Raw genomic sequence first — 24,609 nt, 5'->3', positions numbered from 1 at the left:
TTACTAATTGATAATCAATAACTGACAATGTAATTACGCCAAAGTAATGGCTACCAATCGCTGCATTCAGATATATACCTTTCGGAAAACGACGATCGTTTCCACAAACAATCTTTTAATGTATAAAGCTTGTGGCAAAAAGAAAAGGTGAGAAATATCTCACCTGAACTGCTCCGTAATAAGTCCGTAGATATTCGAAGCATTGGTAGTTATTACGACCTTTGTGATGTTGCCATCTTCATAGGTGGTGGTGTTATAGTACAGATCCCTCTCCGTACTGTTTGCTTCCATGGCGGTAATATTGCTGAGGATGCTCTGGTCCGGTTCGACGAACACCTCTGTCCTGGAATAATTTCCGTCATTCATATTCCGGTATTCAAGGTAGTACTGGTCCACCAGCTCATCACCCTTTACGAGTGTCGAGTACTCGGCCCCCGGTTCCACATACTGGAGTGCTGTGTCAAAATCACTTGAACTCTCGTTGCTTCCTGATGCGACATCGATTACATCTTCAAGGGCATCCCTTGGTCCGAGCAGCATGGGTGTACCAACAACATTATACAGTTCTCCGCCACGGGACAGGAGGTAGTAGCCGTTGTATGGATCTTCTGTAAGCATATACTCGAAGTTGATGACCTCGGGGTTCATCGTATGTGCTTCAAAAGCAAAGTCCCCTGTAGCACTGTATGCGGAGTATCTTTTCACTATCATCGAGTTGTAGATCGAGTACAGCTCGGTGATATTCGGTGCCATTACCTGAAGCGGAGTATTGTAGACCCTTGAATAGTCCACATAAGAAACCACTGCAACTCCTTCAGGTGTGATTTCAAGCCCGTCCTCTATGGAATTCAGCTCATGTTGCATTTTTGTCCCGGGTATTGTCTCAAAGCCCGGAGCATTTGCAAGGTCTTCCTGAATATCAGTCTGTTCTCCATTTCCATTGGAATTGCCCATCAGACTTGCAGCAAAATATGAAAAAATGGACAGTACCATTATAGCAGCCAGAAAAATGGCCACATATTTCTGATTCATTTAAATCCTCGTATATTGATGAAAACTATGTTTATGTATACAAGACAGATTATATTGCGTTTTCTCCTATCTTGGCGATCGTCTCGTCGATATCTGCCTGGAGTTCGTCGGGAATGCCCTGTATTCCCACATCAAGGAAACCTCTTACGATCATACCTACAGCATCTTCCTCTGAAAGACCGCGGGCCATCAGGTATTCGATCTGCTCGCGTGCAATCCGTCCTACTGCGGCCTCATGGGATAGTTCTATATCCTCTACATTTGCCTCCAGGATGGGTATTGCCCTCTGTGTGCCTCCCCCGATTACAAGACCATGGCATTCAAGGTGACCTTTTGCACCGTTGGCGTTACCTACCATTTCTCCTCTTGCAATGGACACTCCACCGGTTGTGATCGTTCTTGAGATAAGTTCTGCAGATGTTCCTTCAGCTTCAAAGATCACCCTGCTTCCCAGATCAAGCTCGGATCCCGGATGTGCAACAGCTATGGTATTGAGTCTTGCAAAGGCGTCCTTGCCTTCCAGTATAACAGTTGGATACGACTGGATGGATTTCACGGGCTTGAGGGTTACATAGTTGCTTATGTACTTACCTCCTTCCTCCACATGTACCACTGTTCGCGGCCTGACTCCGATCTCTTCCGCCCAGTTATGGATCATAGTAAAGTTCAGCGTAGCACCCTTTTTCACATACATCTCGGAAATTCCAAGATGCAGACCCCTGTCAACTCCGTGTTTTGTCGAGCAGCCGGTGATGACGTCGAGTTCCGCTCCCTCTTCGACTACTACTATATTATGTACGGTCTGTGAGACCTGCTTCGAGCCTATGAGAAGGCATGTCTGAACAGGCATCTTTGACTTCTTGCCGGCAGGAGCACGGATAAAGTAACCGTCAGCTTCCTGCAGATAGCTCATTGCAGTATACTTATCAGCATCAGGCTTCACAAGTTTCCATGCATAATCCTCTACCCAGTCATGAACTTTCATGGCGTCTTTCAGGGACATGAGTTCAACGGCATCCTTCTCACGTAGGGATGTATGGGTAATGGCGTTATCGATCATTATGAGGCTGCCGGATCTGTTGTCTTCCCCGGGAGTAAAACCGACATTCAGGAGTGTTCTCTGATCATCTTCATCAAGCTCTTTCATATCTTCGGCATACTGTACGTCAGATGTGGCAATACCGTATTCCTCAAGATCGAAATCTTCTCCAAAGCTGGCAGACTTCTTGAGAGCATCTTCAGCTTTTTTTCTCATATCTCCATCAGCTTGCATTTGATACACTCCTGATATCCCTGTTCTTTTATTTCGGTGAGCATTTCACGTGGGTTGCCTGAGCACATTACAGTTCCGTTACAAAGGATGTAGGCCCTGTCAGTCTGCATATAATCGAGCACCTGTCCTGTATGTGTGATCACGAGTGCGGATTTCCCGTGTTTGCACCTCTCTCCCGGGCATTTACAATTTTTTGTGAGCAGCTTGTTGATTGTGGTCCCCAGCAGCTCAATGCTTGCAAGGTCTACTCCCGATTCCGGCTCATCCAGCAGCAAAAAGTCGGGATTCTGTGCCGAGAGTTGCAGCAGCTCTGATCTCTTTATTTCCCCGCCTGAAAAACCTACATTGATGTCTCGATCGAAAAAGCGTACCATGTCGATCGACTCAGCAAGTTCTTTAGTATCGCTGAGGTCATTTGAGATAACTCCCAGCAGGTCCTGAAGTTTGACACCACTAAGGTTCGGGGGTCTCTGGGTCATAATGCCCATACCCATCTGTGCCCTCTGGGATACCGACAGGTTGGTGATGTCTTCTCCCTTGAAAATGATTTCTCCGTCCACAACTTTATAGCCACTGAATCCCATCAGTGTCATAAGAAGAACGGACTTTCCTGCTCCATTAGGCCCGAAAAGAACATTGGTGTGGCCGGCTTCGACGTCAAGGTCTACACCTTTTAGTACTCTGCGACCTCCGACTTCGACAGTTAGATTATTGATCTCCAGCATAAGCGTGGTCTCCCTTTAATTTTTTAAGTTTGTGAGAATAATAGGCATATATTGAAAGTCAGTACTCTTAATACTGCTATAAGTTAAAAACTTATTGAGGACAGAAAACACCGTTTTTATGAAAATAGACGTGATTGCACACTGATAATTGATGTGAGAACGATTCTTGGAATCGTTTCAACGCGATAAGTCTTACAGTGTATCGACCAATTACGTTAATCCATTGAATAAAAGTAGTAAGATTACAATCCCAGCTCTCTTGCAATCTCCTGGAACTCTTTTCCCTTTTCGGTTGTCTGGTAGAGGTTTTCTTTTTTCTCTATCAGTCCTTTTTCCTCCAGCATGGCAAGGTATCTGTTGACAACCTCGAAGTTCAGGTTTGCACGATATACGATATGTGTTTTTTTCGCTCCTTCCATGGCAGCCCTCAGAATTTCTACGCTAATTGCAGTTCGACTTCTTCTAATACTAATCACATCCCTGTCAGATCAAACTTATCACGTATTTCAGACACGTGTTTGTTTTTTGAGGAAATGATCCTTCTGAGAAACCGGAAGCAACACTCTTTGCTTTTTATCCAGGCATACTGTGCAGACCTGCATCCCCATCAGCAGGTAATCTATCTCAGATATCTAATTATCTTCCCGAAAGCAAATTGATTTGCACGGGCCGTGAATCTCCCCCATTCAAGAATCCACTATGAGGGTCATGATGTCCTTGTCCGGGACCGATCCTGCCAGATATGCCATATACCTATACTACGATAATGAACTTGCTCCCATATTGTTCATATACGTATTCGGTTATCTAAAGCGTTCTACGCACCATCTGATCGGCCTTGTTGACAGTTCCTGAATTCCAATTGCTTATTCAGGAACGACTATTAACAACCCTGATAAAGAATATGGGGTATAGCATTATAAAAAGATAAGAAATATTCTTTAGTAATTTAGATTAGAAACAATATTACTGCTTATTTAAAAGAAACAATTCTTTTTTCAAAATCAATATCTAACGGATACATCTATCTCTTATATGTCCTATACTTCCCTAACTATTGACATTCACACAAAAAAAGAGCTTGAAGTTGTTTTTAGTTAACTACTGGTGTGGTATGCTGTTAGTATCAGCTCTACTGATGATTGTTATAAAAAAATACTGTCTTTATGCATAATTTTTCCTACGTGCACTATATTTTCATTTAGATGAGATATGTATATAAACAATATACTCATATATTGGATTCACGTAGTTTAAACCACTATGAAGTTCTCTATATAGAGAACAAAAATAAGGAAAAGGGAAACAGACTGTTGTATCAAAATCCTGTTTCCCGATTCTAACTCTTCCCTTTTTCAGGTAAGGTGGTACTTGGTGGTAATGTAAACTAAGTTCTCATACATAACGCTGAGACTACTATTGACCACCATAATAACTTTGTTACATATGTAAATATAAGTTAAGGAAGCATTTTTCCTTAACTGGTATACATAGGATACTTTCTAATTACGATTGTCATCAATGGTAATTGTTGTGTTTGATATCGCTTCATTCTTTCAAATAGTAAGATTTAAAGAAACCATATCAGAGCTTTTTCAATGCAGACCTGGCAATATAGTTGCTTACCAGAGTATAGACAAAGATTATTATCCCGAGCCATAACATAGGCTCTCCTATTTCCTCCTGTCCAAAATAGGAAAGTGCAAGCCCTAAACTTAATATGATCACATTGATCTTAAGCAGTTTCTTGTTCCTGTGGAGTACAGCAAGATTCTTATGCTGCTCCCGGATTGTTTCTTTCTTTTCCTTTTTCATATGGTTCACTCTACTTTGATTATCATTTCTGCTGCTTTACGCAGTCTGTTCCTGACGGCGGCTCCCACTCCCCTCTGGCTGAAAGAACCGTCTGCGATTATAACATCAACTTTCTGCTCATCCAGACTTCTCAGCCCTGAGAACAGGTTAAGCGCTATCTCATCAGGTCTGTCCCTGCTTCCAAGCAGGAAAAATGCATCACAGTCCGGTGCATCAGACCTGTCTGTAAGAAGCAGGCCAACCCTGGCACCCCTGGTCTTGAAGTCACAGAACATCTCCCTTATCTTCGCATTAACCGGTTTGCTGTCACCTTCTATAAGGAGCACAACAGCATTGGGTGAGTAATGGGTATATTTCATGCCGGGTGAGCGGACCTTTTCTATATCCTGATGAACCCTGTCCTCATATCCGATTCCTATTCCGCCTATCTCTTCTTCTATGTCTTCCTTTGAGATCATGCCCGGTCTGAGTATGGCAGGTGGTTCAGAGCTCATATCGATAACAGTGGATTCAACCCCGACATTCACGGCCCCTGCATCTATTACAGCATCAATACGGCCGGAAAGGTCTGCTACAACATGGTCTGCGGTTGTAGGGCTTGGTTTTCCCGACAGGTTTGCACTTGGTGCTGCAAGTGGTCTTCCTGATACTCTGATCAGCTCTAAAGCGATCCTGTTATCAGGCATCCTCAGTGCCACAGTATCAAGTCCTCCGGTAGTGATATCGGGAACGACTTCCTTGCTTTGTAATATAAGAGTCAGAGGTCCGGGCCAGAATTTGTCCATCAGAGTATACGCTTTTTGCGGGATATGCTTTGCCAGGTCTCCGACGCCCTCTTTTGAAGCAACATGTACTATTAGGGGATTGTCTGCAGGTCTTCCCTTTGCTTCGAAGATCTTCTCCACAGCAGCCGGATTCAATGCATCTGCTCCGAGCCCGTAAACTGTTTCGGTGGGAAATGCAACGGTCCCCCCTTCTTTAATTATTGCAGCAGCTTCTTCTATTATTTCTCCGAGCTTGCCTTTATCAATATGGAAAACCTGTGTTCTGGATGTCATGGTAGGGTGTTTTAAAAGGAATGGAGACACTTGTGTCTTCCCGGGTGCACTTGAACCTGGATCAATGGGTATTACTTATATAGTATGTGATCAATTTTAAAACTCTGGGCCTGTGATATCAATTAAGGTTCGTATTAAACAAACATGGAGATAAGTTTTTTGTCCGGAATGAACGTATCTTTCTGGAAAGCGGAGTTAGGCTGCTCCAGGTCAGAACAACTAATTTCAAATAGTTCACAATTGTGGCTCTTCCTCACTTATTTTCGGTTTATTGAAATGACAATACTTATATACCATTATGACGTCTACTCGCTAAGTGAGCGGGTCTGTTTTTAACCCCACTCCCACACTAACCCCCACTCCCACACTAACCCCCACTCCCCAACCCGCTCACAATCATTCTATGGGGATAAACTTAAAATAGGGCTAATTTTAGCTGATTATCCTGTTTGCATTTTGCTTAAAATTACTTCTTATGATTGTTACAAACATAATTTCCGCACTTTCATGTGTCCTTTATTGCTTATATTTGCTGAAATCAAACAGCTTTTTGAAAAAAAGATTGCCCCGGAATTCGGGGTCGCCATAAAATATCTCTATTCCTGCTCTTTTCTATCCCGTGTGTAGACCTTGCCGTATTCGTCTATGACCGACTCTTCACAAAGGCCAACGCCATGCCGGTGGGCTGCGCGACTTATCATGTGAGCTGCTATGGGGGCTGTGAGCAAGAGGAAAAGACCCACTGTTATGGCTTTGACCCCTATCGGGGAAAACCCTACCTTCAGCAGGAGACTGAGCATAACACCGAATGCGCCCAGAGTACCTATCTTTGTTGTGGTGTGCAGACGGTTGTATACATCTGGCAGCCTCACAAGCCCGAGCATACCAAGGAACACAAAAAAGAGTCCTATGAGAAGAAAGGCATTGCTCAACAGGTCAAGTGCTGTTTCTATTAGGCTCACAGAACCACTCCTTCATCGAGATATTTGGCTATTGTAACGGTTCCGACAAATGCAATGATGGAAAGTACCAGTGCCACGTCCATGAAGAATACAGAACCCTGGTCAAAAGAATATACACCCAGCATCACAACTATTACAGTTGTCATGGCATCGAGTGCTATCACTCTGTCGGGTATTGTGGGTCCCTTTATTATCCTGTATATGCATGGGATTATGGCGAGCACCATTATAATTATTGCTAGGGTAAACATTGAGATCATTCGAATGCCTCCAGTACGTATTTTTCCAGGTCATCCCTGATGGATTCGGCTACTGCCTCAGGATCTGATGCATCGATGGCATGAACGTAAAGGACCGATCTGTCATCGGACATATCGATGGTCAGTGTACCCGGTGTCAGGGTGATTGTATTTGCTATGGTGGTTATACCAAGATCGGTCTTTGTCCTGATAGGTACTGCGATGATGCCTGGTTTTATGTCAATTTTCGGTTGGAGCACTATCTTTGCCACTACAATATTGGCTTTTATGATCTCCTTGATAAGGACATACAGATACCTTGCCTGTGCAGGCAGTTTCTTTATGCCTTTACTGATGGAGAAATCACGCTCAAAGTGGTAGAGTGGCTTGAACGGACGTATGATAAAGGGCGCGAATATAAGTCCCAGTATAAAGTTGTTGACATTTATCGTACCATGGACAAAGCACCATATCAGTCCGAATACTGCAGCGAAGAATATATAGCGTTTCATCTTACCACCCTCGTGAGTACCGCTTCAATGTATGGTTGCGGATCAAGTATCTGTTCTGCTGTTGCAGTTGCAAGTGATATCAGAGGCTCGGCATAGAGTCCGAAAACAATGATGGACAGTGCGAGCACTATAATAGGTGCCATGATCAGGGGAGATGCCTTATGTGAAGAATAGTCCCCGTATTTCTCAACATCCCTCTTCTCACCCCAGAACATCAAAAGCCATGCCCTGAACATGTAGAATAGGGTGAATATTGCAAATATTAGCGCAATTCCTATCTCAAAGTAATACTCACCGATGATACCGGCATCAAAGAGTACGAACTTGGCAATAAATCCGCCTGTTGGGGGAAGGCCTGCAATGGACATGGCCCCTGCCAGAAAGAGCAGTGCCACCATCGGGGTGCTGTCAACCATGCCTCCCATCTTGCGCATGTCCCGGGTGCCTGCATGGTGGATTATGGCTCCTGAGCTCAGGAACAACATGGACTTTGCAATCGCATGGTTCACAAGGTAGATCAGTGCTGCAGCAATTGCATAAACACCGCCAAGGCCAATTCCGAGGAATACATAACCTATCTGGCTCACGCTGGAGTACGCAAGCAGACGTTTCACATCAGTCTGTGCCACTGCGGAGATTGCACCGATGATAATGGTAGCAAGTGCCAGATATATTATCACGGGCTGGAATATGTACAGTGTGTCCCTGAAGATCAGGAAGAAGACACGCAGCATTCCATAGGCACCAACCTTGATGAGTACACCGCTCAGCATGGCGCTGATGGGTGAAGGTGCCGTGGGGTGCACATCAGGCAGCCAGTAATGCAGCGGGAAGATTGCCGCCTTGTTACCGAAGACCACGATGAACATAAGAGCGATTGCGAACACATGCCAGGGAAGGGTTCCTGCATCGCTCATTGCACTGAGCTTTACGGAGATATCAGCCATGTTGAGCGTACCGGTGGTCGCGTAAAGAGAAGCCACGGCTATCAGCATGACAATTGACCCTAGCATGTTCAGTACGAGATATTTGAATGTAGCTTCCATCTTGTCGGAGCTCTTTGTAACTCCTCCCTGCTCGTTGGCAACCACCAGGGCACATGATGAGAGCAGCAGTATCTCGAAGAATACGAAGAGATTGAATATGTCCCCTGTCAGGAAGGATCCGTTAAGACCTGCCAGCAGCAGGTTGAACAGCGGATAATATGTAGCACTGAGTGATCTCTTCTCTATATAGTCAAATGAGTAAATTAGTGAAAGGAAGGAAATACAGGTTGTAAGAACAACCATGCCTGCACTTAGCAGATCGGCCACAAGCAGTATGCCATACTTGCCCCATTCACCAACCTCGTATACCTGTATTCCGGTGTTCCATACCTGCAGGAGTAGCATTACACTCAGAACTACAAGTCCGGAGGACACCAGAATGTTCAGCCCTTTCTGAAGCTGTGGATTTGACCTGAGCATAACCATGATCGCTGCCATAAGTATCGGGACGGCGATCAGGATTATCGGCAGATGTTCTGCTATCGGACTCATCCCCAGAGCCTCCTGAGTTCTTTGATATCAGTTGTCCCGTATTCCTCATAGATACGATAGGCAAGTATCAGTATGAATGCGGTAACGGCCAGGCTGATGACTATTGCAGTAAGTACCAGAGCCTGAACAAGCGGATCAACAAAATTCACAGTATGACCTGCGGCAGTCACAGGTGCCAGTATGTTCTCGGCCAGAGCATCATTGAAAATTGTTCCTGTAGCCTCCGAGGCTCCATGTCCGCCGTCTTCTGTAATGATCGGTACTCTTGCTCCCGCGAAGGCTCCGGTTGATACGATCAACAGGTTAACAGCATGTGAAAGTACGCTTAGGCCTATGATAATCCTCAATATGTCCCTGCGGAGTACAAGGAATGTGCCAATACCAAAGAGTATGGCAATTGTTAATGAAAGCAGGGTATTGTTCATTCGTCATCACCCACGTTTTTGAAAATAAAGAGCAGACTACCAATTACAACGAAATATACTCCGATATCGAAGAGACCTGCGGATACGAGTTCCACCTCTCCGAAAAAAGGAAGATGCACGAACTCCACGGCACTTCTGAAGAAGTTATGTCCGAAGGGTATTGCAGCAAAGGCTGTCAGGGACGCAAGTATCAGACCAAAGGCAAACCACTTGCCCCAGTCGGGATCGAAGAAGGACTTGATGTAGTCAAGTCCGAAGACTACGTATGTCAGCGCGATCACAGAAGCGAACATCACCCCTCCGATAAATCCTCCTCCCGGATTGTTATGCCCTGCCAGCAGCAGGGAAATGGAAAAGAGGATCACCAGTGGTAAGCATATCTTGGTAACTGTTTTTGTTATGGTTGTGGTCATTCTTCCTCACCTCTGCTGTGTATCAGGTTATAAACACCGAATGCTGCCAGACATAAGACCGAAATCTCTCCTAGTGTATCATAACCTCTGAAATCAACAATGATCACGTTGACAATGTTATGACCTCCGGCCAGTGGCAGGCTGTTCTCTATGAAGTAATGGGAAAGACTCTCAAAGGGTGCCACGATTCCCTGTGTGGCATTTATCAGCAGTACGAATACGGTCAGAGCCACTGCCGAAGCTATCAGCAGGTCTCTTGTCAGCACTGCCGGTGTTACATGTTCCCTGAACTTCTGCGGTATCTTAACTATTGCAAGAAGGAATATTATTGTGGAGAGTGTTTCCACAAGTATCTGGGTCAGTGCAAGGTCAGGTGCCGAGAGGTAGATGAACAGCAGACTCACAAGGTAGCCGAGTCCCGAAAGGGATATTATGGCAGGCACATATCTTGGAAGCAGTGCTGCACCCAGACCTGCGATGATCATGAACAGGAACAGTATACCTTCATAAGGCGGTATGTCAAAGTTGAGTGTCGAAGGTATGATATCCGCCGTAAGCAACACTACAGGTATCATGAACAGTGCAATCATTAGGAGCAGCAGGGCTATAACATAGGTCTTGATGTTCCCTGGCTGCATCCTTGATGAGAAGCCGAAGGTGACGTTCTTTGCGTTGTCCACCGTGGCATCATAGAGATAATTTACACTTAGCATGGGATGCCGTGAATTGAACCTGTTCTGCCAGGCAGCAATGCTGTCGTAACGTGTGTATATCAGTATTCCCAGGATGAACGTTGCTATTGTCATCATCAGGGCAGGCGTGAACCCGTGCCAGAGTTGTACGTGCAGGTCAACCGGTTCGAGAAGTATGGACTCGGTCGCAGGCTGAACGATATAGTGTGAAGGTATTGAAGGCACAAGTCCGAACAATATGATAAGCACTGCCAGAAAAGCAGTTGGAATGATCATGGTCCAGCCCGGGTCATGTATGTGTTCCGGGAGACCATGTGACGGGCGTTTTCCGAGGAAAATGCCGTCAATGAGTTTGATGGAATAGGCAAAGGTTAACACACCTCCGAGCACAGCCAGTGCCGGGATAAGATATGTGAAAGGACCTCCGAGCAGGTGTCCCATCTCATAAGATGCTTCATAGAACATCTCCTTGCTCAGGAATCCGTTCAGCGGTGGTATCCCTGCCATTGCAAGGGCACCTATGGTCGCAAGGATGAAGGTTATCGGCATCTCCTTTCGCAGTCCTCCCATTTTCGTGATATCCCTCGTGGCCGTTTCATGGGCAACTATGCCTGCCACAAGGAAAAGTGATGCCTTGAAGGTTGCGTGATTGAGCAGGTGGAATGTTGCTGCAGCCACTCCTATTCCCGGGTGGTGGAGGGTGGTGTAACCGTACATGGTCATCAAATATGCAAGCTGACTGATGGTGGAATAGGCAAGTATTCCTTTGATGTCTGTCTGGCGGAACGCCAGGAAACCTGCCATGATCATTGTGATTATTCCTACACCGCTTACTAGGATAAACCAGGCATCGGTTCCGGAGAATATAGGGTGTATCCTTGCTACGAGGTAGATTCCCGCCTTGACCATGGTGGCCGAGTGCAGGAACGCACTGACAGGAGTTGGTGCCTCCATTGCGTTGGGTAACCACACGTAGAAGGGTCCCTGTGCTGATTTTGATGCAGCACCAATGAATATCAGGATAAGTGCTAGAAGGAAGAGTTCGTGTCCTTTTATGAACTCGATCATGGATTCGCTGTGCAGGATTGTGGGTATATCAAAAGTGCCTGTTATTGCGTGCAGCACTAAAAATCCCGCAAGCATGAAAAGCCCACCTGTTGCCGTTATAAGCAGGGATTTGGTTGCCCCGTAGACGGACATGGGCCTGTTGCGCCAGTATCCGATAAGCATGAATGATGTGATACTGGTAAGTTCCCAGAATATGAACAACTGGATGAGATTTGCTGAGAACACCATTCCGAGCATGGAGCCCATGAAAAAGAGAAGCTGCTGGTAATAGCGTGGGAGGTCTTCTCTCTTGGACATGTATCCATTGGAATATGACATGATTATGATGCCGATAGTAGAGACAATTATACCGAACATCACACTGAGCCCGTCTCCGTAGAACGACAGGTCAATACCCAGTGAGGGTATCCAGGTTATGGAGCCCTGTATGCTCTCTCCGTGTATGACAGTTGGTGCAACCTGTGCCACAAGTACAAGACTCAGGAAAGCAACCGCTGCTGCATACCATCCTATTCTGTTCTTCAAAAGTTTTTCAACCACTGGCAATATACCGGCCAAAATGAATGGCAAAAAAACCGCTAGAGTAATTGCTGTAAACGAATCCATGCCATTGTAGATTTAACTACCTATATATAATGTTTTTTAATGAGACTTATTATTCGTGATGGATTTAATTCTCATTTCTGTTCTCTTTTTTCAGCTTTATATACATAAAAATCATGCTTTAGAGCAAAACAGGGCTCGATAATAACACTTATATATGTGATCTTTTCTTCCCTTCCAGTATACTATCGTGCTTATTATCCCCCAAAGTTATTCAAATATGAATACAATATCGCACAGTATGTTCAAGGGAGTAATATTCGACTCAGATGGTGTGCTTGTGGACTCCATGTCCTATCATGCAAAGGCCTGGGTGAAGGTCTTTGAGGATGAAGGTATCGATGTTTCCGAGGAAGAGGTCTATGAGATAGAGGGCTCGAACCATAAGGGTGTCATTGATATTTTTTTCAAAAAGGCCGGTATAGAGGCTGATGAATCCACCTATGAAGAACTGCTGCAGAAAAAAAGAAAGCTCTTTATGGAGATGAACGAGGCAGAAGCATTTGATAATATGCGCGAGTGCCTGGAACTTCTGCATGGAAAATATAAACTTGCCGTAGCTTCAGGTGCCGACAGGAAGATCGTATCCAGTCTCATGGAAAAATTCTATCCTGATATCTTCGATGTCGTGATATCCGGAGAAGATGTCAGCAATGGAAAGCCCGACCCGGAACCCTATCTGAAAGCTGTGGATAAACTGGGTCTAAAGAGAGACGAATGTCTTGTTGTGGAGAATGCTCCGCTGGGAATAAAATCTGCTAAGAATGCAGGTCTGTATTGCGTTGCAGTGGCTACCTATCTGGAAGCTGAGAAAATGTCAGAGGCCGACAGGGTGTTCGGGGACCACAGTGGTCTGACAGATTACCTGAAAGAGCTGGCCCTGGCTAAAGAGTGAATTATCTTCCTGGCTGGAAATAAAAAGAGTGAAAATGTACGGTTATACCAGCCGTACAGTTTCAAGGTTTGTCAGTGCCCGGGTCTCGAGCCTGTTCTTCTTGTGGATCGAGCTTGCAAGGTCAAGGCATGAGCGCTCGTCTCCGTGTTCGGTATAAACCCTTTCCGGACGTGGTTTCATCCTCTTGATGTAATCCATGAGCTGTTTCCTGTCGGAGTGACCTGAGAATCCGTCAACGACCTCAACTCTCATGTTCATTGTTACTACGTGTGTTCCGTTGCTGCTGGACAGGGGTATCTCCTTCCATCCTTTCTGTATCCTTCTACCAAGGGTTCCGTCTGCCTGGTAACCTACGAACACAAGTGTGTTGTTCTCGTTCTCCGCGAACGCCTTGAAGTATTCTATGACAGGACCTGCATTCATCATACCTGATGTTGACAGGATAACACATGGATGAGGTTCTTCTATTATCTTCTGGCGCAACTCATTGGAATCCACAGGTTTGAAACATTCGGCAAGGAAAGGATTCTCTCCCTTCTGGAAGATAAGCTTACGCAGGTCGTTATTGAGGTATTCCGGATATGTTGCATGGATTGCCGTAGCTTCCCAGATCATACCGTCAAGATAGACCGGAACGTTGGGTATCTCGCCTTTACGTATCGCGTCCTCGAGAACGATCATGACCTCCTGGCTCCTACCCACGGCGAATGCGGGAATGAGCACAACTCCTTCCTTTTTGAGTGTCTCCTTTATGATTGTCTTGAGGTTCTTTTCGGCATCTTTCAGAGCCGGCTGCATTGCATTGGAATTGCCGTAGGTGGATTCCATTACCACACTCTCCACACGGGGGAACCTATTGACCGCGGGATCAAAGAGCCTGGTCTTCTCGAACTTGAAGTCACCGGTGAACACTACATTGTGCAGACCGTCTCCGATATGGAAGTGAGAGACCGCGGAGCCCAGAATGTGTCCCGCATTGTGGAAGGTCAGCTTGATGTCCGGTGCAATGTCAGTAACTTCTTCATAATCCAGTATGATCGTGTGTTTTAAGACTTCCCTTACATCTGCGGATGCATAAGGCGGCCTTTTGCCTTCCTTGGCAGCCACGTCTATGTAGTCAAGCTGCAGGAGTGCCATGAGATCACGTGTTGGTGGTGTGCAGTACACTGGTCCTTCAAAACCATATTTGTAAAGCAGTGGGACAAGTCCCTGGTGGTCAAGGTGGGCGTGTGTGAGCACCACGGCATCTATCTGGTTTATCGGGAAAGCTTCAGGTACGTAGAGGAATGGTGTCATATCATCCTCTGAAGCTACATTCACACCACAGTCGATCATGATCCTTGATTCCGGGGTTGAGACAATAAAGCAGCTGCGTCCTACTTCTCTTGCTCCTCCCAGGGATGTGATCCTTACCCACTGGTCCTTGGAGGTACATCCTCTGTGTATCTTTCTCCCCACGGCTTTCAGGATGTCCTTTCTTTCCTTGTGGTTGGTACGCATGAATTCACGGATGTTCTTGACTGTCCGTGACTTGATAGGTGGAGTCCTGACAACTTTGGGTGTCCAGCCGATCTTCTTTGTGATCTCCCTGAGTGTCTCTCCATGTTTACCGATCACAAGCCCCGGCTTTTCCGCTTCGATGATGACCTCACCCACATCGGGGTCAAAATGATAATTAGAAACTATGGACTCTGACGGAACCGTCTCTTCTATTTTCTGTATCGATTCCTCGGGAGGCATCAACACTTTCGGATCAGGACGAACCACTATACGTGTTCTCAGGATCTTTGCGAGATTTCTGACAATATTTCCGTTATCAGCAAACTTCTTTGGTTCTTCGGTGTAAACTACGAGTTGCGGGCCTTCAAATTCAACATCAGAAATAGTTGTGCCACTGGGCAACTTCTCTTCAATCTTTTTCTTAAGATCAGATAATACTTCTTCTACCGCCATTAAAACAGCCTTCCTGTAAAAAATGAAAAATGTGAGTTATAGAAATTTGGATTTTTAAAAATTATATTTAAAAAATATATAGTTGATGTCAGTTGAGCTCTTCCCTCAGTTTCTTAACTTCCTCTGATTCAAGTCTCTTGTAATTGTTCTCACTTATGACTACTACATCGATTCCGTTGCCGGATGCGGAGTCTCTCTTCATAGCATTATGCAGTGCCCTGACAGCCAGTTCGGTACCTGCCTCGGTATCCATGTTCTCTTCGAATCTGTCTTCGAGCACACCGTAAGCTATCGGTGAACCTGATCCGGTTGCAACAACTGCCTTTTCGTCGATGTTACCGCCAAGTGCATCAATGGAGTATAATGCAGGGCCGTTCTTGTCGTATCCTCCGACCAGTAACTGCACCATCATAGGATAGTACCTCTGTCCTGCTAAAAGATTTGATAAAAGAGTGGTCAGACCCTTAATGGTCATTGATTCTTTGCGTCTCATCTTGTAAAGCTTGGATTCGACGCTGATAATACGTACGATCTGCTGGGCATCTCCCACAGAACCGGCAGTTGTCATGGCTGCAAGATCATCTACCTGGTAGATCTTTTTCGCAGTCTTACTTGCAATAAAATGCCCCATCGTTGCCCGCTGTTCGGTTGCAAGAACTACACCATCATTGCAAACTATCCCAACTGTCGTTGTACCTTTTAAATACTTATCATCGGTCATCAGTTATACCTCTAACTAAAAATGAGAAAATCAACGTGATAAAAACGTGTTATGCATTCCTCTGCACAGTATCCCATTAGTGATTTCTATATAAATAATTATCCCTTGTGTTCTATACAATGCCGATCTCATCGGCAAGTCTTTTGACACGTTCAATACTACTGGTATCGATATTCTTTCTTCGCATAAGTGCTAGCTTCTCGTCCAGGCTTATCTTCCTCGTTCCCTTTGTAAGATTATCGGCATGTGCAACAAGCTTCTCTTCCAGGGTGCGTGGTATATAATCGTCTTCGGGAAGTCCGAGTTCCATCGCTTCTTCCTGTGTTATGCCTGCACCTATGTGTTTTTTAATTATCAGCACAAGGCGCGGGTCAAGCCCTTTATCTTCTGCAAGCCTGGCACCGACAACAGCATGCATCATGCCATGGGTTTCAGCCCTTCCGAGATCATGCAGCAGGCCGCCGATCTCAACAAGTTCAAGGTCAAGATCCTCACCCCGGGACAGAAGTTCTTTTCCCATCAGGGTTGCAAGGCCGGATACTGCAAGACAGTGTGCTATTACCTTTTTACTGCAGCCGGCATTCTCGAGTATTTCTAACGCCTGCTGGTGCGTGATCATTATGATTCAAGCTTTTCAAGGCGCTTCTGTATCTTTTCAACGAATACGATATTGTCCTCGAACATCATATCCTCTCCGCAGAAGGGGCAGAGGAACTCACATTCGGTAGCCTCGTTGAAATTCATACGTGTACATCCCTCGGGACAGGCATAAAAAACATTATCTTCTTCAAAATCAAGACGTGTCTTGAGGTTTCTGATTATTCTCTTCTTCTCTTTGGCAAGCTGTGGCTCGATATCTGACATGTCAAGGGTCCAGAGATATGTTAGCCATCCGCTGCTGGAGTCCCTTTCCCTCCTGCAAACTGCCAGTTTGTTTTCGTTGAGAATAAAAAGAGTTCTTCGGACTATGTTCAGAAGTATACCCGTAGCTTCTGCGATTTCCTCATCCGTAACCTCACCTTCGGGCATATTCTTTATCATTTCCAGGCCATCTTCGCCCACAAGCCTGATAAGATATCCCCTGACAACCGGATTATTCAGATCTATCAAAAAGCATTCACCTCATAAAATGCATATCCATGTATAATATTGCAATATTAACTTTTGCTAAAAACTCTCATTTAATGTTCTGTACATAAGTACTTTCTGTTCTCGGGCCATTTTCTTGTGGTGAGTCTAAATCCAGACACTCCCGTATAAACATAACGCTGCTTCTGGCTTCCCTGATCACTTCTTCTCTGCAATTTCCTGTGGACAGTACAGAGGTCAATGGCTCATCCGGGCCTACTATGTCTCCTGTATTTGGCACATCGACGCTACGCTTTTCCAGTATCTTCTCATGCAGGTGAGCACTTACTTCAATATTCCTGTCTCCGTAGATTATAGCCCTTGCCGCATATTCTCTGTTCCGGGGCTCTTCCGGCAGTTTGCCCTCAAACGCCTGCATATGTGCTTCAAACAAGTTAAGACCAGTGGACAACTCGACGGTATCAAGGCTTCCCTGGAACCTTGCATTTACTTCTATGATAACAGGACCATTCTCTGTTATAAGGAAATCCACTCCGCTGGATCCGACGAGTCCAAGTTCTAATATAAGATTTTCAGCTATATTTTTCATTTGGTCACTGAAAGGTGTGTATAAGGGTGTGATGTTCCCGCAGTATGCAAATGGCAGTCCTGTAAGCCAGGGAATCCCTATCAATTGTTCGTTAATGGCAACTGCAGATGCCCTGTCTTCTGTTGAAATTACAGAAACACTTGCAGGAATTCCCTGAAGGTAGTCCTGGAATACCAGGTCCTTCTCTGTTAGTTGTATGTGCATTCTGTTAAGAGAATCAAGATAGGATTGCAGATCATTCCAGTCATACAATACCCTGTTCAAGATTCCTCCGCCGGAACACGCAGGTTTTACCATGATCGGGCTGTTTATGTTTTCGATCTCCGATAGGGAATATGTCTGAGGATGCGGAAGATTCAGAGAGCTGAGCAACCTTGCGAATCTGGACTTATCAGTCACCTCTTTCATGATATCATGATCATTGCACAGGATGGGATAGTTTTTCGGAAAACTTATGGTTTCAAAGCCTGATGCAGGTATTATTGCATCAAATTCTATCCCGAAGCTGTCGATTATCCCACAGAGATCTGAAATTTCGATGTTCTCTGCATGGAATCCCTCTCCGATATCAAGTTTAATGGCCGCTCTGGCACACTCAAGCATGTCATGGTCACAGAAGGCATCAATGGCATACATGTTGTAGCCGGCGCGATTTCCGGAACATATGATGTTGCGGGTGCTGAATCCGATGACAAGTATGTTCTTCATGATCGTGAGGGCTTAGTCAGTGTCAGGACTATCTTCAGTCAGCACAACTATACCGTTGCTGGTTTTAATTGCAGGGACCTCGTCTCCCGCCTCTGCACTGAACAACAATGGCTTCTTGATGGTGACGGTTTCGTAGTTTTCCGGGTCAAGTACCATTAGTTCATCATCTTCCGTTGCGACCACAACGGTTCTGACCGCATCCTCCCTGCGTCCGACGAGTTTCGCATCCTGTATCTCATCAGGCTTTGAAAGATACTTTGAACCGCTTATAAGGTTCGTCCCCGTAACATTCTTCCCGAATTTGCGGACCTCAATTACATTTTCCCCGAACTCGATGATGTCCCCGGGCATAAATTCCGGCAACCTTAAAGCAAATGTTATTCTGTAGACGTCCTTTCCGTCCTTCCTGGTAAAAAGGTTTGGTGATTCTGAAAAAGTTCCTCCAAGCTCGGATACGACTTCCTTGCAGATATCACGGCTTGCGTTTGCCGAGCCCATGTAGAGGTCGATACCTTCCCTGTCATCGATAGAATTTGAAATGAATGCCATCCTGTCACCCTTTTTACGCATTCTTTTTAGAATGGAGTTAACAATAGCCATGCATTCCTTCTTTTCTTCATCGTTCAGGCGGCGGTTGGTAGCCCTTATCTGGAGTATCGACTCGAAATATCCTCCTGAGATCCGGCTGCACATATCACATGCCATGCGGCCTATACGCACCTCTGTCTCTACTTGCTGATGCAGTCTTTCCCCGATTATTGTGGCGTCGACTTCCACTCTTACACGGTAGAGATGTGGCGTCATCTGCCTGGGCTCTATATAAAGCTCGATATCCTCCGCTTTTTCATGGATCAGCAGCTCGTCCTCAACGGTCCGGATCACGATCTCATCGATGTCGTAATCATTTGTCCATCTGCCCCTATTGAAGTGTGCTCCGCAATTTGAGCAGACCTGCGCATGCAAAACCTGTGGTACTTTTACAAGGTCCGAGCTCTCAAAGAAGCATTCCTGGCAAAGACTATCAATAAGTCTTTTCGTGTCTTTTCCGCATTTAGGACAAATGGTATAATTCATCGTCTCTGAATCCCTGCCTGGACTAATAATGTTTTCCCTCTTCTGCAACGTATGTTCAGCGCAAAAGCTTATACTCCGGACTGCCTGCACCGATCCTGGCCGCATAATCTACATGGATTACAGGGTCAATGCCCCACACATCGCTGATCTGCCCGCTTTTGTCATGCTGCATCTTCTGGTTGATAAGATCGATACTTGCCATGTCCAGGGCCACAGGATCCTTTGAAGCAAGTATGCCGATGTCACCTGTAAAGGCAGGTGCAGAGAAATTGAAACAATCGCAACCAGGGGTCAGGTTAAATATCCAGTTGATGTATCCGATCCTGCCCTCAAGGTGTTTTATGGGTCCGAGTGCGGCTTCACCAAGGCGGGCCTGCATCTCGTTGAAAAAACCAGCTGGTGGCACGATGGCACCATACCTGCAGCTTTCAGCACAGGAAAGCTCACCTTTACAGAGGTCCCTGTCAACGCTTGCTTTGCCATCTTCAACTGTTATTGCTCCCCAGGGACAGAGCTTTACGCAGTTATTACATCCGACACATTTCTCAGGGTCAATGTCGGGCCTGCCAACCTCATGTACCTGTGTCTTGCCTGCCTTGTCCAGACATCCCATTCCCAAATTCTTGACCGCTCCCCCGAAACCCGAGGCTGGATGCCCTTTACAGTGGGATAGCATTATCATGGAATCTGCCCTGGCGATGGCTGAGGCCACCGTTATATCTTCCACTTTCTCGCCACCGATACTGGTAAGCACACTATCATCTCCGGTAAGTCCGTCTGCACAGATAAAAGGTGCTCCCATTCCTGCATGTGAGAATCCGTTGATCGCAGCAGTGTCGATCACATCAGCTCCGTTGAACCTCTTTCCGCTATAGAGGACTGTGGTATCGGTAACAAAAGGAATTCCTCCTGCATCCTTTACAAGGTCGACTATCGTTCTGACCAGTACCGGATGTACATGTGTTGTATTTCCGTACTCTCCCGGATGGATCTTTACCGCAACAAGGTCCCCCTCTTTCACAGGTGATATTTTCGGGAACAGCTCTATGATCTGATCTATCTGGGTCTCATCACTGGCAACATTTTCTGAAGGTTTGAAAAATACATCACTCATATATAGTCCTCAATTACACTCTATGATAATTGATGCTACATATGTGCACTGTCCGTATTTTAGTCTATGGCAAAGCCTTTTTTGCCTTCAGACCAGTATGAGCTGGCTTTCGTTTTCCACTTTTGTATCTGCAGGCAGTATAAAGGAGAAACAACTGCCTTCCCCGCAGCTTTCAAACCAGATGCTTCCATCATGCAGTTCAACGAATCTCTTTGTAAGCATCATTTCCAGTTCAAGTGCATCATTTTCCCCGGATGAGCTTTTATTGTTCTCACTCAATATTCCGGTTATCTTTTCGATATCATAGGACGAGAAAATATTCTGTTTTTGTTTGATTGAAACTTTTAGCATATTACTGACCATGTCCAGTTCGAGGTCCATGTCCAGCCTTTCTTCGGATTTATTAAGTATGCAGTTTATCAGATTGTAAACTATCTGTTTGAACTTGCTTCTGTCAGCGTGGATAGTTCCTATCTCCGTATGGGTGATAACTTCCATATGCACGTTGCGTCTCAACAATAGTGGCTTTAATGCCTCGCTTACCTCAACGACCGCTCTGATTATGTCGAAGTATTCGGGCTTTATTTCGATATCCTGGGTTTCCATCATGGAAAGGCTCAACAGGTCATTTATCAGTTCTAACAGCTTTTGTCCGCTCGAGTGGATATAATTTACATAGCGGGCCTGTTCATTGTTAAGCTCGCCATATGTCCTGTCTTCCAGAACGTTGGAGAATCCTATTATGGAATTGAGGGGGGTCCTGAGTTCATGACTCATGTTAGCAAAGAAATCATTTCTGGCCCTGTTTGCAACCGCGATCATCTTTGCATCAAGGAGGGAATCCTGCATTCTTTTCTTCTCGGTAATATCCAGGGCGATACCCCTGATACCCGTGACTTCCCTGCCTTTTATCATAACAGTAGAGGACATAATTACGCTGATCATACGGCCATGCTTTGTCAGGAGTTCGTACTCCATTGAAGGTAACTCCTTTGCCGCAAGCAATTCTGTGAACCTGCTTCTGAATTTTCCTTTTTCGGAATCCGGGATAAGCTCGGAGATATTCAATCCTCTTTGCAGGTCCTCCTTAGAGAAACCAAGCATTTGAAGACCGCTTTTATTGATATAGGTGAAATCCCCTCTCAGATCGCATTCGTATATCATTTCCGGTAGAAGTTCTGCCATGTCCTTGAACCTTTTCTCGCTGATGCGCAATTCGTTCTCTATGCGCTTTCTTTCCTCTAGCTCCCTGAGTGAACGTTCATGATACAGGCACGCTTCCAAAGAGACCGTGAACTTGGACACTACATTTATGAGCTTGCTGAGAATAATGTCATCGCCAGTTTTTTTCTCGAAAGCGGAATATACCTTCAGAAAGCCGATATCTCCAAGCGGGAAGATGAAATAGATTCCTTTGTTGATATCCTTTTCAGAGATCAACATCTCAAAGTGATCATCCTCGTTACTTATCATTACCGGCTCTTTATCTTTTATAAGGGTGAAGGCAGGACTCGATATGTCGATGGTATTTTCACATGCCCTGTATTCCGGATTTGCATAAACGAGTGTGGCTTTGTGATTGTGTTCTCCTGTAAGGTACTTGTTCTTGATCCAGACCGATGCAAAAGCAAAGTTTTCCCTTGCAAGCAGTTTGTTCAGGAATGCATCACAATTCTCTTTCAGGTCAAGGGAAGTTCCGATGGACAGTGAGAGCTCATATAATAGTGAAATATCCTTTACGATCTCCTGGTAATGATCATTCATAGAAACGCCCCACTACTACTGTGAAATTGAAGAATTCCAGTATTCCGTCTATATAGGAGGAAATCTCTCCGACAGAGAGAACACCTTCCGGTTTTGCCTCATCCTCAGTGATCTTTGAGTTTATCGAACCCAGTTCGGCATCAAATCCGTCTCCAAGGAACTTATATCTGCCAACACATTCCACAATAAATGAATTTCTGGCCTTCCTTTCAGGATATATGGCTTCCTGTGCTGCTTTTGAAGCTGCTGCTATCATGTTGTCCTTCTTACTTCTGAGGATGCTGAGAGCAGCGTTTTCCGGCATTTCTCCGGCACAGATCAGCTCTCCCTTTTCGCTTACATTTGTAATTACGCGTGCAATGTATTCCTTGTCCTTGCAATAGATGCCGAGTGCGAAATCATCCATATGTTCTGAGAATTCTTTATCGCTCCATTTTTTACCGATCTTATCTTCGATAATACCTTTATATTCCTGATACGCGTTCTTCCAGTTCAGCTCCTGTATGGCATTATTTCCGGATCTTGTAACAAGGACAGGGCCGGAGACAAATTCGAGTCCGTGACTGACTCCCAATCCGGTTTCCATCTCAATGGGGACAATTACCGCAGCATCCTTGAAAATGCCTTCAGGAGTAAATATGCACTGTTTTTGCTCATAATGCGAAGAGCCGGCTCCTGCTCCAAGGTAATTTACCGAGTTCCCCAGGTTGTTGAATGTTCTGTGTAACAACTGCGTTATATTTGCCGTCATTCCGTCGATCAGGATTATTAATGTGTGTTTTTTGCCTGTATCTTCAAACAATCTTCCTTCAAAATCAGGAACCTTGAAGTTCTGATCATCAAGCCCTTTCACAAGTTCCGGCTTCTCCAGAAGGGGAAATTTCTGCAGGATAGTCCCGGAGTGATGTACCCCGGTTCCGTATATCAGGCCCGGGAATATGCCTCCGAAGAACTGGATATTGCTTTTGTTAAGTTTCCTGATAAGCTCATATACATCGGTATTTCCCTCTTCTCCCAGCAGTATCATCGCTATTTCATTATCATTGTCGATCATGTCAGTGATTTTTGTGGCTATATCTTCTGCTGAGGAACTCTCGATGTACATACGGATCTGTTGTCTCCGGTTAAAAGATGCGATCATCCGGATTTTCCGGATGTGGCCGGGAAGCCGGATTTTACCATGCTGATTATCTTGACTTTAAAATAGGTAAAACCTACATCTATTTATTACTTGTGTAAATGTTGCTTAGGATTTAAAGTTTTGGGATGCCTAAAATTTTCAATAAATCGTCCGCTTGTATCGAAGTGGTGGTATGTTTGTATATATACTATATAGATTCTTGTAGAATATATCTATTATTTACATCAAATCTATATGTTCTCTGATGAATTCTGCATCTGAAGTAAAGAGAAAGGAGAAAGAAATATGCGAAACATTAAAAAGTATGTACAGTCATATACTGATACAAAAACAGATAATGACATTAAATATATTGTAAAGGGTAGGTACAATAAATCCGTTGATGCGGAAGATCTTGAACTGATCAGATTCATGATCGGTGGGATTGCCGCAAAATAACGGATTGGGGTAATGCTTCACTTATCGGGAGTGATAATTGTGAGTAAAAATGTTAGTGTATCTTGTGAGCATTGCAATACGGAACTAAAACGACAGCTCTTGGGTTCGAATGTCTTTTACTATTGTAAATGCTGTGGAAGGATAACTTCTGCAAAGGATATGGTCACAATTACAGTTAAAAATGACAGAGTGGGAACATGTGTATAATAGAAACCATCGGATATTCGGAAGAGAACAAAAAGACCTATTGCAGCGATTGCATAATTTTCAGGAAAACAGGTAAATGCGAATACCTGAAATATCTTGAATCAAAGGTCAGGGCTGATCTTACAAAGGATACCCATCCTGAAATCATGGTCGACGACTGTGGCTTTTAAATTCCACTTATTTTTGAAGTGTGGGATTTATTTATTGATTAACCAATCCACGTAAGCCACAAGTTCCTTTTTCTCCCAGTCATGCAGTCTCTTCGGACTGTCCTTGTGGGATGCGCCAAAAAGGTCCTCAAGCTGCTCATGATCAAGTACGTGTAGTTTGTACTTCCCCTTTTCACTGTTGCGGATAAAATAACCTGGTTCCATGGAATCGGATTTTTTCCACATGCTTATCCTATCATAGTCCCACAGGTTTGTGGCCCACTCAGCAAGCGTTAAGATATACTCGTCACTGACGTCTTCCACATCTCCTATTATGGTACAGTGTTTTCCGTCCTTTGTTATCTCAAGGCTGTCGGGTTTTCTTATGATAGTTTCCATGCTTTTCCACACA

General features: G+C 44.9%; 27 protein-coding genes. 4 read left to right on the top strand and 23 right to left on the bottom strand.

Translation table 11 applies throughout. The features are described from left to right. Window positions 1-159: 159 nt before the first annotated feature. The 4 genes from HWN40_RS08385 to sso10a all read right to left on the bottom strand — a co-directional run bounded on the left by HWN40_RS08385 (window position 160) and on the right by sso10a (window position 3,506). Complete coding sequence (locus tag HWN40_RS08385; protein ID WP_176965312.1) at window positions 160-1,032, bottom strand: hypothetical protein; 873 nt, start codon at window positions 1,030-1,032, stop codon at window positions 160-162. Between the two features lie 49 nt (window positions 1,033-1,081). Beyond that, the gene (locus HWN40_RS08380; protein ID WP_176965311.1) at window positions 1,082-2,305 is read right to left on the bottom strand and encodes a SufB/SufD family protein; all 1,224 of its coding nucleotides are present in this window, start codon (window positions 2,303-2,305) and stop codon (window positions 1,082-1,084) included. Further along, window positions 2,284-3,030, bottom strand: a complete 747-nt coding sequence (locus HWN40_RS08375; RefSeq protein ID WP_176965310.1) for an ABC transporter ATP-binding protein — start codon at window positions 3,028-3,030, stop codon at window positions 2,284-2,286. Before HWN40_RS08375 ends, HWN40_RS08380 begins: the two co-directional genes overlap by 22 nt. Before the next feature lie 242 nt (window positions 3,031-3,272). Beyond that, window positions 3,273-3,506, bottom strand: coding sequence for an Sso10a family chromatin protein (gene sso10a, locus HWN40_RS08370; protein WP_281361320.1), 234 nt, complete (start codon window positions 3,504-3,506; stop codon window positions 3,273-3,275). A gap of 223 nt (window positions 3,507-3,729) precedes the next feature. Between sso10a and HWN40_RS08365 the strand changes: the two genes are divergently transcribed. Beyond that, window positions 3,730-3,885 (top strand): hypothetical protein, encoded by a 156-nt coding sequence (locus HWN40_RS08365; RefSeq protein ID WP_218165463.1) that lies wholly within the window; start codon window positions 3,730-3,732, stop codon window positions 3,883-3,885. Between the two features lie 729 nt (window positions 3,886-4,614). Here HWN40_RS08365 and HWN40_RS08360 read toward each other — a convergent pair. The 9 genes from HWN40_RS08360 to mbhE all read right to left on the bottom strand — a co-directional run bounded on the left by HWN40_RS08360 (window position 4,615) and on the right by mbhE (window position 12,358). Beyond that, window positions 4,615-4,845 carry a hypothetical protein gene (locus tag HWN40_RS08360; protein WP_176965308.1) on the bottom strand — a complete coding sequence of 77 codons (231 nt, stop codon included), beginning with the start codon at window positions 4,843-4,845 and terminating at the stop codon, window positions 4,615-4,617. Between the two features lie 5 nt (window positions 4,846-4,850). After that, window positions 4,851-5,903 carry an L-threonylcarbamoyladenylate synthase gene (locus HWN40_RS08355; protein ID WP_176965307.1) on the bottom strand — a complete coding sequence of 351 codons (1,053 nt, stop codon included), beginning with the start codon at window positions 5,901-5,903 and terminating at the stop codon, window positions 4,851-4,853. A 596-nt stretch (window positions 5,904-6,499) separates the two neighbouring features. After that, window positions 6,500-6,865: a monovalent cation/H(+) antiporter subunit G gene (gene mnhG, locus HWN40_RS08350; RefSeq protein ID WP_176965306.1), complete on the bottom strand. Its 366-nt coding sequence runs from the start codon at window positions 6,863-6,865 to the stop codon at window positions 6,500-6,502. Beyond that, complete coding sequence (locus HWN40_RS08345; protein ID WP_176965305.1) at window positions 6,862-7,125, bottom strand: cation:proton antiporter; 264 nt, start codon at window positions 7,123-7,125, stop codon at window positions 6,862-6,864. The genes mnhG and HWN40_RS08345 overlap by 4 nt, the downstream gene beginning before the upstream one ends. After that, window positions 7,122-7,616 carry a Na+/H+ antiporter subunit E gene (locus HWN40_RS08340; RefSeq protein WP_176965304.1) on the bottom strand — a complete coding sequence of 165 codons (495 nt, stop codon included), beginning with the start codon at window positions 7,614-7,616 and terminating at the stop codon, window positions 7,122-7,124. The genes HWN40_RS08345 and HWN40_RS08340 overlap by 4 nt, the downstream gene beginning before the upstream one ends. Further along, window positions 7,613-9,154, bottom strand: a complete 1,542-nt coding sequence (locus HWN40_RS08335) for an NADH-quinone oxidoreductase subunit M (RefSeq protein ID WP_176965303.1) — start codon at window positions 9,152-9,154, stop codon at window positions 7,613-7,615. The genes HWN40_RS08340 and HWN40_RS08335 overlap by 4 nt, the downstream gene beginning before the upstream one ends. Next, on the bottom strand, window positions 9,151-9,579 hold the full coding sequence (locus HWN40_RS08330) for an NADH-quinone oxidoreductase subunit K (protein WP_176965302.1): 429 nt from the start codon (window positions 9,577-9,579) through the stop codon (window positions 9,151-9,153). Before HWN40_RS08330 ends, HWN40_RS08335 begins: the two co-directional genes overlap by 4 nt. After that, window positions 9,576-9,992, bottom strand: coding sequence for a monovalent cation/H+ antiporter subunit B (locus tag HWN40_RS08325; RefSeq protein ID WP_176965301.1), 417 nt, complete (start codon window positions 9,990-9,992; stop codon window positions 9,576-9,578). Before HWN40_RS08325 ends, HWN40_RS08330 begins: the two co-directional genes overlap by 4 nt. Further along, window positions 9,989-12,358 carry a hydrogen gas-evolving membrane-bound hydrogenase subunit E gene (gene mbhE, locus HWN40_RS08320; protein WP_176965300.1) on the bottom strand — a complete coding sequence of 790 codons (2,370 nt, stop codon included), beginning with the start codon at window positions 12,356-12,358 and terminating at the stop codon, window positions 9,989-9,991. The genes HWN40_RS08325 and mbhE overlap by 4 nt, the downstream gene beginning before the upstream one ends. 238 nt (window positions 12,359-12,596) lie before the next feature. Here mbhE and HWN40_RS08315 point away from each other — a divergent pair, with 238 nt between their 5' ends. Beyond that, a complete protein-coding gene (locus HWN40_RS08315; RefSeq protein ID WP_176965299.1) occupies window positions 12,597-13,250 on the top strand; it encodes an HAD family hydrolase in 654 nt (217 codons plus the stop codon). A 42-nt stretch (window positions 13,251-13,292) separates the two neighbouring features. On the opposite strand, the gene HWN40_RS08310 is transcribed toward HWN40_RS08315, so the two are convergent. The 9 genes from HWN40_RS08310 to HWN40_RS08270 all read right to left on the bottom strand — a co-directional run bounded on the left by HWN40_RS08310 (window position 13,293) and on the right by HWN40_RS08270 (window position 23,367). After that, the gene (locus HWN40_RS08310; protein WP_176965298.1) at window positions 13,293-15,203 is read right to left on the bottom strand and encodes a beta-CASP ribonuclease aCPSF1; all 1,911 of its coding nucleotides are present in this window, start codon (window positions 15,201-15,203) and stop codon (window positions 13,293-13,295) included. A gap of 88 nt (window positions 15,204-15,291) precedes the next feature. Next, window positions 15,292-15,924 carry an archaeal proteasome endopeptidase complex subunit beta gene (psmB, locus tag HWN40_RS08305; protein WP_176965297.1) on the bottom strand — a complete coding sequence of 211 codons (633 nt, stop codon included), beginning with the start codon at window positions 15,922-15,924 and terminating at the stop codon, window positions 15,292-15,294. Window positions 15,925-16,036: 112 nt separating this feature from the next. Continuing rightward, a complete protein-coding gene (locus HWN40_RS08300; RefSeq protein WP_218165462.1) occupies window positions 16,037-16,543 on the bottom strand; it encodes a TIGR00295 family protein in 507 nt (168 codons plus the stop codon). After that, complete coding sequence (locus HWN40_RS08295) at window positions 16,543-17,034, bottom strand: transcription factor (protein ID WP_176965296.1); 492 nt, start codon at window positions 17,032-17,034, stop codon at window positions 16,543-16,545. The genes HWN40_RS08300 and HWN40_RS08295 overlap by 1 nt, the downstream gene beginning before the upstream one ends. A 67-nt stretch (window positions 17,035-17,101) precedes the next feature. After that, on the bottom strand, window positions 17,102-18,310 hold the full coding sequence (locus HWN40_RS08290) for an ATP-grasp domain-containing protein (RefSeq protein WP_176965295.1): 1,209 nt from the start codon (window positions 18,308-18,310) through the stop codon (window positions 17,102-17,104). A 12-nt stretch (window positions 18,311-18,322) separates the two neighbouring features. Next, on the bottom strand, window positions 18,323-19,384 hold the full coding sequence (locus tag HWN40_RS08285; protein WP_176965294.1) for a 60S ribosomal export protein NMD3: 1,062 nt from the start codon (window positions 19,382-19,384) through the stop codon (window positions 18,323-18,325). A 55-nt stretch (window positions 19,385-19,439) separates the two neighbouring features. Further along, the gene (locus HWN40_RS08280) at window positions 19,440-20,498 is read right to left on the bottom strand and encodes a DUF362 domain-containing protein (RefSeq protein ID WP_176965293.1); all 1,059 of its coding nucleotides are present in this window, start codon (window positions 20,496-20,498) and stop codon (window positions 19,440-19,442) included. A gap of 87 nt (window positions 20,499-20,585) precedes the next feature. Then, the gene (locus HWN40_RS08275) at window positions 20,586-22,262 is read right to left on the bottom strand and encodes a sensor histidine kinase (RefSeq protein ID WP_176965292.1); all 1,677 of its coding nucleotides are present in this window, start codon (window positions 22,260-22,262) and stop codon (window positions 20,586-20,588) included. After that, window positions 22,255-23,367: an FIST C-terminal domain-containing protein gene (locus HWN40_RS08270; RefSeq protein WP_176965291.1), complete on the bottom strand. Its 1,113-nt coding sequence runs from the start codon at window positions 23,365-23,367 to the stop codon at window positions 22,255-22,257. The genes HWN40_RS08275 and HWN40_RS08270 overlap by 8 nt, the downstream gene beginning before the upstream one ends. A 321-nt stretch (window positions 23,368-23,688) precedes the next feature. Here HWN40_RS08270 and HWN40_RS08265 point away from each other — a divergent pair, with 321 nt between their 5' ends. Further along, window positions 23,689-23,841: a hypothetical protein gene (locus HWN40_RS08265; protein WP_176965290.1), complete on the top strand. Its 153-nt coding sequence runs from the start codon at window positions 23,689-23,691 to the stop codon at window positions 23,839-23,841. A gap of 197 nt (window positions 23,842-24,038) precedes the next feature. Then, on the top strand, window positions 24,039-24,218 hold the full coding sequence (locus HWN40_RS08260) for a hypothetical protein (RefSeq protein WP_176965289.1): 180 nt from the start codon (window positions 24,039-24,041) through the stop codon (window positions 24,216-24,218). A gap of 27 nt (window positions 24,219-24,245) precedes the next feature. Here HWN40_RS08260 and HWN40_RS08255 read toward each other — a convergent pair whose 3' ends face one another. Beyond that, window positions 24,246-24,596 carry a hypothetical protein gene (locus HWN40_RS08255; RefSeq protein ID WP_176965288.1) on the bottom strand — a complete coding sequence of 117 codons (351 nt, stop codon included), beginning with the start codon at window positions 24,594-24,596 and terminating at the stop codon, window positions 24,246-24,248. Window positions 24,597-24,609 lie beyond the last annotated feature (13 nt).

The sequence above is a fragment of the Methanolobus zinderi genome (assembly GCF_013388255.1).
GTDB classification, from domain to species: domain Archaea; phylum Halobacteriota; class Methanosarcinia; order Methanosarcinales; family Methanosarcinaceae; genus Methanolobus; species Methanolobus zinderi.
The sequence above is the reverse complement of the archived record's forward strand: the minus strand, read 5'-3'. Positions and strand labels throughout refer to the sequence as shown.